A 13,497-nucleotide genomic window follows, 5' to 3' on the forward strand; every position below is an offset into this window, starting at 1 on the left:
TACCAAAAATATATGGCTTATTTGAACGAAAAAGGGCTTTCCAAAGGGCATATGCGTAATGTAGAGACTTCCTTAAGATTTTTACAAGAAGGCTTTAAAACGCGTTCTGAACGTTTTGAGGGAGGGTCTGAACACTTTAAAGGATTTTGTCCTGAAAAACGTATTGTAAGCTATCAAATTAATGAAAATATCCAAAATCGTGCCTATACACTACAAGAAATGGATGCCATCAAAAAAAACTGTTCAAATGAAGTACAAAATGCAGTGGATTTGATGTACGGTTTAGGTTTGCGTGTAAAAGAAGCAGCAAATATACAAGCAGGCCATTTTCATAAAGATGAAGATGGCTGGCGATTACAAATCGCTCGAGGGGCTGGGATTACAAAAGGGGGACGTTTTCGGGAAATAGCTATTTCAAATGCATTTAATGAGCGGTTGAGTTCATTGCTTTATGGAAAAGCATCTAACGAAAGGATAATCAAAGTTTCCCCTACCACAATCCGTGATGGGATTAATGTTGCTTGCAAAAAAGCTGGTATTGAGCAAAGTAATCGTGGGACGCATGGATTCCGACATGCTTATGCACGTAACCGAGCCGAGCAGCTAATGACCAACAGTGAACGTCAAATGATGGATCGAATTTTATCTAATCGTGAAATTGGAAGAAAAGCTGATTATGGTATTAACGCTGAAAAAGACAAACAATTATTTGCTAATGCCCGTGAAAAGATGAATTTAATACATAGTGAGCTAGGGCATGGTGTTAATCGTTGGGAATTGGCTATGAGGTATTTAAAAAATTAAAGCCGATTTTACAATGAAATTAGACTAGTATAGTCACACGTGAAAACAGGAGTCTAGAAATCGCCTTAAACACTTGATACGACAACGTTATAAGTTATAGATAGTTGTGCCTCGATCTATAACATAAATCTATAACACTGACATATAAGTTCCGAGATTGGACGTTCAGACGAATCAAAATTTGTTTGGATGGGTAATCGTCCGTTTCGAATCGTCTAAAGCACGTTCTGACAGTAGTAACGCATTGGGTTAAATGGAAAAATCCGCTTGACGTATGCCAACCGGTAGTTTATCGTTAGTATTAACTTATTTGTTCGGAAAATAGAAAAAAGCCGGCTATACAAGAGTGTTGGTAGCACACTTGTACGGTCAATCGCGACTCTGACTCGCAACTAACACTAACCGACTTCTTTCGTTTAACATGATACGCTCATTGTATCTTGTTTATACGGAACTCGTCAATAGGAAAGCGTTATGTTGCAAAGTAAAATTTGTAGCGTAGCGCTTTTTTCGTTTCCAAGAAGGGAACGAGACGGTATGAATACAGCGGATTACATTAAAGAGATTCATAGAAAAACAGACGGATATATTACTTTTTTCCGTAAGTTAGAGGAAGGCGTTAAGCAATACCATTACAAACTAGACGATATTAACGACGCTATGCTTAACGAATGGATCACGTTCGATAGCTATGTATCTTTAAATAGTTTCTTCGTACCAAAACGTAATATCAGAACGCTGCGTACGTTGCACAACTTATACGTCGATATTGATTGCTATACGGTCAAAATGACGCCTGAGCAAGTCGTATATGAGCTAGAAAACGATCATTACGGCGTATCAATTCCGAAACCTAACATCGTCACATATAGCGGCCGTGGCGTTCAATTAGTATGGCATATCGAGGCTATGAGCGGATTAGCGGTTGAGCGTTGGGATAAGGTGCAACGCGCACTTTATGACGTCCTAAAGCCATATGGCGCGGATATACAAGCGCTCGATGCTGCTCGCGTATTCCGATTAGTCGGCTCAATCAATAGTAAGAACGGCGCTATCGTTTATGCGGACCGTTTGCATGACTATGAATATGCTTATGCAGAAATCGTCGAGGAATACTTCCCGGCATTGGCGATTAAGCCTTCGAAATCACGTCGAAATAAGCGCTCACAGCGGTTTAAAGCGACGTTCCTATTCAATGGCTATACGCTGGCACAAAGCCGTTTAAACGACCTTATAACGCTTGTGACGCTACGCGGTGGAGACGTTAGAGGAAATCGTGAACGCATTTTATTTTTAGCGCGGCTTAATGCGTTGAAAATTACAAATAGCGATCAAGCAGCCGTTGCTAAAATGCGAGAAATTAACGGTTTATTTGTGGAGCCGTTAAATGAAACGGAATTAATTAAGGCGACTAAGTCGGCGGTAGAATATCACCGTAACGGCGGTTTAAACATGCGTAACAGCCTTTATATCGAGTGGTTAGGAATTACACCGGAAGAACAAACGGAGATGTCTACGCTTATTAATCGCGCGGAAAAACAAGCACGCGACCGTAGACGTAAGCAGAAAGCCGCTAAACAGGCTGGCCGTCAGACAATGGCGGAGTATAATGCTAAACGTCGTCGCCAACTTATGCGCCAGGTGAAGCGAGTTAAGCTAGCAAAAGCAATCTATCCGCTTTATTCGATTCGTGAGCTTGCTGAGCGCGTGGAATTATCGAAGTCACACGTAGGAAACCTATTGAAAATGGCGGATTGTGGATTGTGTGAGGAAGTGGCCACTGACCGTTCTGCTTTAGTTAAGAGAGAGTTTCGAATTCGTGCTATAGGCGGCTATGTTACTATTAATCTAACGAAATCCTTTAATAGAAAGGTGGTTGAATATGATCGACCAATTAATGTCACCGAAACAAGCGGCTGACTTCTTATCGGTAAAGGCTAATGCTTTGAAGAAGTACGCGCTATTACTGGAAAAGAACGGCTATAATGTCTCACGTAACGAGTTGAATTATCGAATGTACAGCGGTCAAGATATTGCTATGATACGTGCCATGCTTATATTGAACCGTTTGAAGTCTGTTCAATTGGAGGATGCTGCGTCTATTGTGACGAGTAGCGATACGAATATAGCGGATATCCTGGCGATGGACGACACGCATAGCGACGTACATAACGATGGTCAAGCCGATGTACTACCCGTCACACAGTCACAAGTGCCGACCGTGCCAACACACGTTGCGGAACTTATAACGTCGTTACAGTCGGAGTTACAAGCCCGTGACGCCTTGCATACCGAGTTCATGGCGGCTATTGAAGATAAGCTAGCGGAGCAAACGACTATGATCCAGCAGCTATCGGAAAAGAATGAGTCCTTACTGGCGAAGTTAGAGGAAATGGAACGGAGACAAGAGTCGGATAATCGTAAATCGTTTTGGACTAAGCTATTCGGAAAATAGAAAAAGATGCCAATTAAGGCGCCGAAAGTTCTTTTAGGAAATTACGAATGTCTATCGCGTGCATAACGATTATATAGCCGATAGCACCACTCATTAAAAGCTCTATACCTTTCGAGCGATGGTCAAGCATCCAGTTAACTCCGGTAAAGATAATAATTAGAACGACGCCATGATCGACTATGTTCATAACGGCATCGTACACCTTAATGAATGTATCGCCAGTTTCAGAGGCTAAAGCGGTCGTAAGCGTTAAAAGTGCTGTCAAAATCCTATGAGGACCACCGAGAGGATATGAAAAAGGGTTACAACTATAAAAACGAAACAATTATTAATAAGCTTGGAATTACATTGGACGAGCAACGTCAATTATCAGGGAATTAAAGAAAGAATTGAATAAAATGAAGGAGCAGCCAAAGTCTGTCTGGGGTAGGTTGTTTGGCAAATAGAATGGTGTGAGGCACGGTATTATACAATTGCTTATCTGTATAGCATAACAGTGTAGTACAAGTACATAAGTTAAGTACAATTTACTTATGCTTTAATACAATTGTTTAATACAAATACACAAGTGAAATATAATATAAGAATTGTTTTATACAATTGGTTAATAAGAATGTACAATTAATACACAATTGTTTTACTGTATTATCAACCAGTTTTTTTTCAATTATAATTTAGCGGTAAGTAGATGGAGTTTTACTTCTTTACATGATTTTTGGACCTATGTTAAACTTAATTCGGAAAAACTATATATTGGGTTTTTAAATGTTTGGCACTACTATATGTAGTTTAAAAGGGAAGTTCGGTATGATGCCGACGCTGTATCTTGCAACTGTAATGCTGACTATGATTCATATGCTACTAAGTTATTTGCTTGGGAAGGGAATCAGAGTATGAAGCTAAGCCAGGAGACCTGCCTAACACTATTTTTTTACTCTAATGAAGAGTGTAGTGTTAGCTAGTTTTTGGGCTGCTTTTATTCTTTTTATATTTCTTGATCCAGAAATTAGCTTGCTTTTTATTAGAGGATTTTCTTAAAGACTCTCTAAGGGCAGGTGATAGATAGGTGGCAGAAGCAAATTTGGTAGTCAGCATAGTAACTTGTGTATGTATAATCATTTTTGGAATTCTAAATATCTGTTTAAAAAATAATAATTAAAATATAAAAAGCGCTGCCTTTAAATTTAGGCTGGCGCTTTTTCGAGTATTATTGCCTTGTAGAAGTATCTTTATACGCTTATGTACTTGTTTGGGTATTTCAACTTGCCCTGATTGCTCTGCTAGCTTTTGTTGCCATTCATAAAGCAACTCTGGTGGATTCAACATAGGTGCTTCGACAAAATACGATTATAATTTTAGTAGAAATACATATAATAAAAAATATAAGTTCTGAGTTTCGTACAAAGAGCTTATATAAAATGATATTATTTATTTTGTAGACGGGCAGCAAGCCTATTCACGTATTTGGATAGCCGACTACATAGCATTGAAATTTGCCTCCAGGACGGGTCTACCGTTGCAAAGGAGGTGAATGTCTTGGAGAATTTAAGCCGTGTCGAACGTAAGAAAAAAGAAAAAGAGGAAAGTAAACGAAAATGCATTAGCAAAGGCCTAACTACCCTTCGCGCGTTAATCGCACTTCCTCGTATCATTGCATTATTCGTGAACGCTTGGAATTTCTGTAAAGAATACTTTAGCGACCTATTCCTTTAATTCAATGATACAAAAAGGACATTGCCCTTATGGTTTGGGGGTGGTGTCTTTTTTTAGTTTTTATAATTTTTCTTTCATAGACAAAAAAAGCAAAGAGAGCAACCGGGTAACTAATCCGGTTGCTCTCTTTGTTTTAGTCTTGAAGACTAAGCCGTGTCTTGCTTTATGGTTTGTAGGTCTTACATTTAATAAGATACCCAAAATAAGTAATATTTATGTCTTGCAAATGTAACTCTATGTTACAAATTCATTGTAAACTCTCAACTTGAAGGATGTCAACGAAGAGTTTGCATTGCACACATAAATATTTTTTCTTTATGTAGTTAAGAATATGAAGAAGGACATTTTTGAACTAGGTTATATATCTATTAAAAATTCCCTTACTCGATCGCTCGCAGGGTACAAAAGAAATTAATAGTCCATCTCTTCTTATAGGCAGTTTTTATTTTCCAATGTACGAAAATAGATAGTTTCTTACATGGGGTCTCGCCAGAAAAATACGGATTTACAACGATAAGAAAAATCCACGATTTTATACAAAATGGAGAACACATGCAGCAAGCAAAAATACTGCTGTATCAACGGTTTGGGTTATCTGTATAAAAACTGCATAGACATTGTTCTATAAAAAAGGCTGCAAACACTGTTAAATCAAGTGTTTGTGGCTTTTTGTGCGTTCCCAAACTTGCATTTGGGAACGTTTATTAAGTTTATTTTGTATACTTTATAAATCCTTATTTCATTAAAACACTCGTTAGCTTAAGTACAATAATTCACAATCTTTCATCATGCAGGAGGAATGACACCATTAACTAGCAATATAAAGAAAAGCAATCCTATGCCAAAGTAAACAAGGGAAGCGAAAAACGCAGGTCCTCTTTTAAAAACAAAGTTCTCTCTTTCTTGAATAATTCCTGTTATGCCTGCATTTCTCGCTGTAAAAAAGTCCGAAAAAGGTCCACCTCCACTTGTTAATAAAAAAAGCAACCCGCTACATACTGCACCTAAAATTCCCATTACCTCAATAAATCGAACCGAGAACGTACTTGCGACAATAAAGGTGATTACTCCCTCAATACATAAGGTTAGGAAAAATAGCAAACTATTCTTTTTGTTCATAGTTCTTCAACTTCCCTTTCGTTATTATGTTTAGATATGTATACGTTATAAATCTACGGAAAGCCCCCTTCATCATCAGGATTACTTAACCTCCTAAAACATTACCATAAAAACCCATCAAAATATTCCCAAACCAACGTTTGGTAACATTTCATTAAAATTAAAACAGCGACAACTACTGTTAAATCAGTGTTTGTCGCTAGCTATTAAAAAACTATGATTTTCATTTATAAATAATGTAAGCGCTTACATTATTTATAAAAAAATATAGAAAAGTATATTGACAGGATTCCCCAAAATATGATACTATCTCTTTGGGCCCTTATACCCTTTTTTGGGTTCTGTGTCGGAATGATGGTAATTATGGTGGTTATTGTCACACATAAACTTGTAAACCTCATGAACTATGTTATTTGAACTTGGTCATTCAAATAATAACATTACAGTTCTCCGTTGACAAGTATCAAAAACAAGGAATTTTTATTTTTTCACCAAATATTAAAAAAAACGGAGATTATAGAATGGGAAAATTAAATATCAACACTGTTTCAGACTTACTTGGCTTACCGAAGGATCAATCATTGCATGAATTTGCTAACATTGTTATTGATGGTCCTGATAATAAGGTCTTTATTGACCCTGTGCAAATTCTTTCTAACCAAGATTCTTTTTCAAAAGATGCACAAGCAACAATTAAAGACTTTTTCACACATGTAACTAATATTTTAATCCAATATCCATTAAACGAAGTTAAATTAAAATCACTTTTCAAATATTCTTCAGAAAACAACAGTACACGTCTTGGAACTTCACGCTTAATTTTGAATAACTATTCCCAAGGGAACGGTTGTACACCTGATATGCTATACAAATTATTTACACAAGATAACGTTATTAAACTAGCTAAAAAAGGTGTCTTTACTGAAACTCCAGCTAATGTGAGCCTTTTCGTTAAAGGCTTCGATAAAGACCGTATGACAGACTTAATAAGTAGCTTGATTTTCCATTTACTCGTGAAATTTACTGACGAGCAAATGAAAAAAGGTAATAAAAAGGTGCTACAAAGTCCCGAACCATTAGAATATATGTATTGGAATCACATTGAACATTCTTGGGAAAAGGATTCTTATTATCCTTATTTAGACTTCAACAAGAAACCAATTGTTTTATTACCTAAAAATATACTGACTGGATATTATGTCTATAACGCTGAACGCTATATTCGAGGTCATGTACTTTTAGCAATCCAACAAAATGTGTTAAAAGAAGCAAAGATGAAAGACCCTAAAGCTAAAAAACAAAAGCTCGATAATTTAGAAAAAGATCTTCGAGACAAACTCGGCTTAAAATCAACTGCTTATAAGGACATGTTAATTGAATACACTCTAAAACAACCAAATCTCGACATGCTAACAGATTTCAAAAATCAAGATAAATACAGCAATATGTTTAGTTACACTGGTAGATTAACAGACCAGCAATTAACTACAATCATTATGAAACCTTACCTTTCTCTTAGTATGACGGACTAATTCAAACGAATTCATATAACCAGGAGCATATGGTCAGTATACTCCTGGTTATAATATTGCTCTAAGTATAATTTAAATAAAAACAGCGACAAACACTGATTTAACAGTGTTTGTCGCTGTTTTTATTTAAATTAAAGCGAAAAATTCTCCAACGACTTATCAATTTCATCATCGGTAATTCCTATGTATTTTAAGGTAATGGATGGAGCCGAATGATTAAATAACATTTGCAACGTTGCTACATCCTTGTTTCGTTTGTAATGATGGTATCCGAACGTTTTTCGCATTGTATGCGTGCCAATATCCTCTCGTCCCACAGCAACTGCAGCTTTTTGCAAAGCCCTATACGCTTGTGTCGTACTGATTGGCCCATTTCCTTTTCGACTTGGAAACAGGTAATCTTCCTCCTGCATCCCCCGAATATAGCCTTCAATTGCTTCCCTAATCGCTTTAGGGACCATAAACCGTTTGGGTTTCCCTGTTTTTTTCTCCGTAATAACCAGATGAACCTTTCCTTTGACGTCTTTTACTTTCAAGGGCACTAAATCACTCACTCGTAACCCCGTATTAATCCCTAAGTTAAACAAAAACAGATCCCGTGCACTTGCATACCGTGACAACGCCCAACGCATATCTTCGATTTCCTGAGCCGATCTTAACGGCTGCACATTCTTTTCTTTCGTCATTTAATTGCTCCTAACCGTACAATAACATACATTCAATGTACCCTATTGTATCATGTTAGTAAAAAGTTAGTAAAATAAACGATTTGAATGTATGAAAATATACATTTTCATACATTCAAAAAATCGATAATCTAAGTTTCTAACCATGCTTTGTAATCCCCCATAGATATACAAATATTTCGGCCTGTTCTGCAACCTCCCAAATACGATTTTGGGAACGAGAATAGACTGTAATTATGTTACCAAACGTCGGTTTGGGAATCTTATATTCGAAAATAATATACGTTATTGGGAATTGGAAGAGTCCAATTCTTTTTTTATTGTTTCATTCAAACATTCACTTGAATAATAAAGAAAAAGGAGTACACTATAATCAAATGGGTATTTGAATAAGAAGGAGTGATATTAATGAGTAAAAAAGATACTTGTGAAATTTATTGTTATGACGAGGAAAAAGTCAATCGAATACAAGGTGAATTAGAAAAAGAAGACCTTTCTAGTGTTGCCCAATTGTTTAAAGCACTTGCAGATGAAAATAGAGCAAAAATTTCCTTTGCTTTATGCCAAGATGATGAGTTATGCGTTTGTGATGTTGCCAATATTATTGGTTCTTCTGTTGCAACAGCTTCTCATCACCTTCGAACTCTTCATAAGCAAGGGATTGTAAAGTATCGAAAAGAAGGCAAATTAGCCTTTTATTCACTGGATGATGACCATATCAAGCAATTGTTCACCCTTGCATTAGCACATAAGAAAGAGGTGAAGGTCAATGTCTGAGCAACAAGGCAAATTAACAGAAGAAGAAATGAAAACCTATCGTGTTCAAGGGTTTACTTGTACTAATTGTGCAGCTATTTTTGAAAGTAACGTTAAAGGTTTACCAGGTGTTGAGGATGCAAAGGTTAATTTTGGTGCATCTAAAGTGTATGTGAAAGGCGATGCAACAATTGAGGAACTAGAAAAAGCAGGAGCATTTGAGAATTTAAAGATTCGGGATGAAAAAGAACAAAAAGTGGAACGTGAACCATTCTGGAAGCAAAAAGAAAATATTAAGGTTTATATTTCAGTCGTTTTGCTTGTGATTAGTTGGTTTTTAGGGGAGCAATATGGAGAAGAACATATCCTTCCAACAATCGGTTATGCAGCATCTATTTTAATTGGTGGATATTCGCTATTCATTAAAGGGTTTAAAAATCTAAGCAGATTAAAGTTCGATATGAATACGCTCATGACGATTGCTATTTTAGGAGCTGCTGTGATTGGTGAATGGGGCGAAGGGGCAATGGTTGTCATTCTGTTCGCTATTAGTGAAGCATTAGAGCGTTATTCAATGGATAAGGCTCGTCAATCTATTGAATCATTAATGGATATTGCTCCAAAAGAAGCGTTAATTCGCCGTGGAACTGAAGAAATGATAGTTCATGTTGAAGATATTCAGGTTGGAGATATCATGATCGTAAAACCTGGTCAAAAATTAGCGATGGATGGAACAGTTATTAAGGGAACTTCCACGTTAAATCAGGCTGCAATAACTGGAGAAAGTGTTCCAGTAACTAAAACAATAAATGATGAGGTCTTTGCGGGAACCTTAAACGAAGAAGGCTTGCTTGAAGTAAAAGTAACAAAACGAGTTGAAGATACGACGCTTTCGAAAATTATTCATCTTGTAGAAGAAGCACAGGCAGAGCGAGCGCCTTCTCAAGCATTTGTCGATAAATTTGCGAAATACTATACACCTGCAATTGTCATTTTGGCTGCTTTAATTGCCGTTCTTCCACCACTGTTTGGTGGAGATTGGAGTGAATGGATTTATCAAGGTTTAGCAATATTAGTGGTTGGTTGTCCATGTGCTTTAGTTGTTTCAACGCCAGTGGCTGTTGTTACTGCAATTGGAAATGCAGCAAAAAACGGTGTCTTAATTAAAGGTGGCATCCATCTAGAAGAAACTGGACACTTAAAAGCGATTGCATTTGATAAAACAGGAACTCTTACGAAAGGTGTTCCTGCTGTAACCGATATCGTAACATTTGACGGGAACGAAAATGAATTATTGACAATAACAGCAGCCATCGAAAATGGTTCCCAACATCCATTAGCTTCAGCGATTATGAGAAAAGCTGAAGAAAACGGGTTAAACTTTAAAGGTGTCGTGGTTGAAGAGTTCCAATCTATTACAGGAAAAGGCGTTAAAGCCAAAGTAAATAATGAAATGTACTATGTAGGAAGTCCGAATTTGTTTGAAGAAACCCTTCAAAATGGTATTGAAACATCCATTACAGAAAATATTACTCGTATGCAAATTCAAGGTAAAACGGTAATGGTTTTGGGAACGGAAAAAGAAATTCTTTCGTTGATTGCCGTTGCAGATGAAATGAGAGAATCTTCAAAAGAAGTCATCAGTAAACTGAATCATATGGGAGTCGAAACAGTAATGCTTACTGGTGATAATCAACGAACAGCAGAAGCCATTGGAAAACAGGTTGGTGTATCAGATATTAAATCCGATTTATTGCCAGAGGATAAATTAAACTTTATTAAAAAACTTCGTGAAAAGCATCAGAGTGTGGCAATGGTTGGAGATGGTGTCAACGATGCCCCAGCACTTGCAGCATCTTCAGTTGGTGTGGCAATGGGTGGTGCTGGAACGGATACAGCGTTAGAAACTGCTGATATCGCATTAATGTCTGATGACTTAAGCAAATTACCATATACCATTAAATTAAGCCGTAAAGCTTTAGTCATTATCAAGCAAAATATTACCTTCTCCTTAGCAATTAAATTAGTAGCATTACTGTTAGTTATGCCTGGTTGGTTAACGCTATGGATCGCAATATTTGCTGATATGGGCGCAACACTGCTTGTAACGTTAAACAGTTTAAGGTTATTGAGAGTTAAAGAATAAAAATTAAGTTCAAAAAGGGTTTATAACGTATACAAATTAAACCTAAATAACGTTCCCAAATGATACTTTGGTAACAAAATAGCCCGTTCATTAGAATGGGCTGTTTGCTTTTAGCTAATTTTGAATTGTATGTAATCAAATGTATCTTGTGGTGCATTTTTTCAACTAACACAGCAGGAGAATAAGGAATTATTGTAACCCAACAGGACAAACTAAACCTAAATATAATTGGGGTGATAAAATGAAATTGGATAAACGTATCCCACTTCTAATGGTTTTATTAAGTCTATTAACTTGTGGGTTGTATTATTATGGAACAGTAAATGCAAATTCGAATGATATTCAGCCTTCTTTTGAGGAAAAGTTCACTGAAGGTGGATATAAATCTGTAAAGGCTGCGATTAAAGAATTTGAAAATCATTTTAACTGTGAAGTAACGCTACCTGAAATGTTACCTTCTATTTCTTTCACACATGAATTCGGAAGATTTGTAGAAGATAAGAACTATAATTTGAACGATTCCCTGGAAATAAGGTTTGTTAACAAAGATTTAAGTGATAATATTTATAAAATTGATATTCGTCCTTTAAATAACAAATTGGACTTCAAAAATAAACTGAACTTAAATGGTAAAGAATATACACTTCAAGATGGTACAAAAGCTATTTACTTTGAAGATCAACTATTTAACTTTTTTGTCTTTGAAAAAAATAATTTGCAGTATATGCTTGGAATTTATAATAAAGTAGCTAACAAAGAAACGCTTGAAACATTCGTCTTAATAGCTAACTCATTTTAATAATTAATTCGGGACATTTAGTGCAACAAGGATTAATAAAGCATACAAAATTCAACCTCATAATGTTCCCAAATCAAAGTTTGGGAACGCATAGAAAATGCGTAAACGCTGTTAAATCAACGTTTGCGTATTTTTTGTTGGAACATTGTTTATACATGATTTTATGCACGTTTCTACAAATGTTGTGCCAGCAACAGTTTGATTGTGTTCCAGATCGCGCTGTGTCATCGGTGTTACTGAATAAAATCCTGCATATTTTTAACGTTGTAAAGCTGTATTTTTATGATGCTACTCCTTAAAATGCCAAGTGTTGTTGTTTTCAATTTGCTTAATATGGTATAATTTGTTTAAACTATTATTTTGATTTTATGCAGCTCTTGCCAGTAGGCGAAAGCAACTTATTAACACTTTTCCGAAGTGTTCAAACTACACCCATGTACAGGTGAAGTCTGCTCATTTTCGGGAAAGTGTTTTTTGTTTTCCTAAATATAAAACGTTGTATACGATATTGTGATAAGACCACAGAAATGTGAAATAATGATTGATTTGAGCTGGCTAATCCAACCAGCATTGCACTAGGCACAAAACAAAATTAACAAACGATTCATTCGTTTTTAAAATAAAATATATTACCGAAAAGGGGGAAAAGGATAATGAAAGATTGGTAAGAAGAATGTTGGTATACGGCTCATTTGAACAAAATGATTGCTGGAAATCCAAGCCATTAATCTAGAAAATGATGCTCTGCATCAAAACTCGCGTTCGCGAGAATAAAATTTTGAAGCACAGGCCAATGTCCATCGGTGTGTGTTTTTTTGCGTTCAGCTTTGCTGGACGCAGTGATTGCGAAGCGATCACAATTCGTTGCAATTTGTTGCAACGATTGGCTGCTGGCAGCCAACATAATCGTTCGCAAATTGCGAATGATTGAACGCTTAGCGTTCACCTCTTTTGGAGGCGGGGATTAGTTATGGCACACCTCGACAAGAAAGTGCGGAAAGTTGAATCTGGTTAACGTGGTACATTGACAATTTCAAATTTTTTTGGGAGATGAATCCGACACCTTATAGAGATGGTGCGCTTGCGCGCCGGCTCTATAAGGTGGACGGATTCGACGAGCGAAGCGAGGAGAAAATTTTTTGAGGTTCACGACTAATTTGTCTGACCTTCTGTCGGACAAATTTATAAGAGAAAGTGAGGTGCTAATGTTTACGCAAGACAAGCGTTAGACGCTTACAAAAAACATACAGGAAAGGGGTAATTTTATGGCCAGACGTGGACGAACATCAATTGTACGTGAGGTAAAAGAGGCACTGGATGCGATAGATCGTATCGGTCATTCAAAGAAATTGGCACGTGAAAAAGGAGAACACGCGATTCATTCTATAAAACAGAAAGAGAATACAATGTCTGATGCGCAAAATTTTGCGAAGTGGGTGAGGGCTGAACATGGAGTAAAGTCTCTTGGCGATTTAGAAGAGAAACAT

The 13,497-nt window shown here is 36.6% G+C and carries 10 protein-coding genes, 1 pseudogene and 1 riboswitch; of the genes and pseudogenes, 9 read left to right on the forward strand and 2 right to left on the reverse strand.

Annotated features, from left to right (window positions below; genetic code table 11):
* The 4 genes from MHB58_RS20215 to MHB58_RS20230 form a co-directional block, all read left to right on the forward strand.
* Positions 1-804: tyrosine-type recombinase/integrase (locus MHB58_RS20215; protein WP_340735917.1), on the forward strand; the 804-nt coding region annotated here is incomplete at its 5' end.
* Positions 805-1,341: 537 nt separating this feature from the next.
* A complete protein-coding gene (locus tag MHB58_RS20220; protein WP_014829544.1) occupies positions 1,342-2,724 on the forward strand; it encodes a hypothetical protein in 1,383 nt (460 codons plus the stop codon).
* Positions 2,687-3,259: a transcriptional regulator gene (locus MHB58_RS20225; RefSeq protein ID WP_014829543.1), complete on the forward strand. Its 573-nt coding sequence runs from the start codon at positions 2,687-2,689 to the stop codon at positions 3,257-3,259. The genes MHB58_RS20220 and MHB58_RS20225 overlap by 38 nt, the downstream gene beginning before the upstream one ends.
* 753 nt (positions 3,260-4,012) lie before the next feature.
* Positions 4,013-4,194: riboswitch (cobalamin riboswitch) on the forward strand.
* A gap of 592 nt (positions 4,195-4,786) precedes the next feature.
* Positions 4,787-4,972, forward strand: a complete 186-nt coding sequence (locus MHB58_RS20230) for a hypothetical protein (protein ID WP_445683163.1) — start codon at positions 4,787-4,789, stop codon at positions 4,970-4,972.
* A 786-nt stretch (positions 4,973-5,758) separates the two neighbouring features.
* Here the strand turns inward: MHB58_RS20230 and MHB58_RS20235 are convergent.
* On the reverse strand, positions 5,759-6,091 hold the full coding sequence (locus MHB58_RS20235; RefSeq protein ID WP_014829534.1) for a hypothetical protein: 333 nt from the start codon (positions 6,089-6,091) through the stop codon (positions 5,759-5,761).
* A 521-nt stretch (positions 6,092-6,612) separates the two neighbouring features.
* Here MHB58_RS20235 and MHB58_RS20240 point away from each other — a divergent pair.
* On the forward strand, positions 6,613-7,623 hold the full coding sequence (locus MHB58_RS20240; protein ID WP_014829535.1) for a hypothetical protein: 1,011 nt from the start codon (positions 6,613-6,615) through the stop codon (positions 7,621-7,623).
* A gap of 131 nt (positions 7,624-7,754) precedes the next feature.
* On the opposite strand, the gene MHB58_RS20245 is transcribed toward MHB58_RS20240, so the two are convergent.
* On the reverse strand, positions 7,755-8,309 hold the full coding sequence (locus tag MHB58_RS20245; protein ID WP_014829536.1) for a site-specific integrase: 555 nt from the start codon (positions 8,307-8,309) through the stop codon (positions 7,755-7,757).
* A 408-nt stretch (positions 8,310-8,717) separates the two neighbouring features.
* Here MHB58_RS20245 and MHB58_RS20250 point away from each other — a divergent pair, with 408 nt between their 5' ends.
* The 4 genes and pseudogenes from MHB58_RS20250 to MHB58_RS20265 form a co-directional block, all read left to right on the forward strand.
* Positions 8,718-9,086, forward strand: a complete 369-nt coding sequence (locus tag MHB58_RS20250; RefSeq protein ID WP_340735918.1) for an ArsR/SmtB family transcription factor — start codon at positions 8,718-8,720, stop codon at positions 9,084-9,086.
* Positions 9,079-11,211: a heavy metal translocating P-type ATPase gene (locus MHB58_RS20255; protein ID WP_340735919.1), complete on the forward strand. Its 2,133-nt coding sequence runs from the start codon at positions 9,079-9,081 to the stop codon at positions 11,209-11,211. The genes MHB58_RS20250 and MHB58_RS20255 overlap by 8 nt, the downstream gene beginning before the upstream one ends.
* Positions 11,212-11,452: 241 nt before the next feature.
* Positions 11,453-12,010, forward strand: coding sequence for a hypothetical protein (locus tag MHB58_RS20260; protein ID WP_014829539.1), 558 nt, complete (start codon positions 11,453-11,455; stop codon positions 12,008-12,010).
* A 1,265-nt stretch (positions 12,011-13,275) separates the two neighbouring features.
* Positions 13,276-13,497, forward strand: a pseudogene (locus MHB58_RS20265) (tyrosine-type recombinase/integrase); the annotation flags it as partial.

Source organism: Solibacillus sp. FSL K6-1554, assembly GCF_038005185.1.
Classification (GTDB): Bacteria; Bacillota; Bacilli; order Bacillales_A; family Planococcaceae; genus Solibacillus; species Solibacillus silvestris.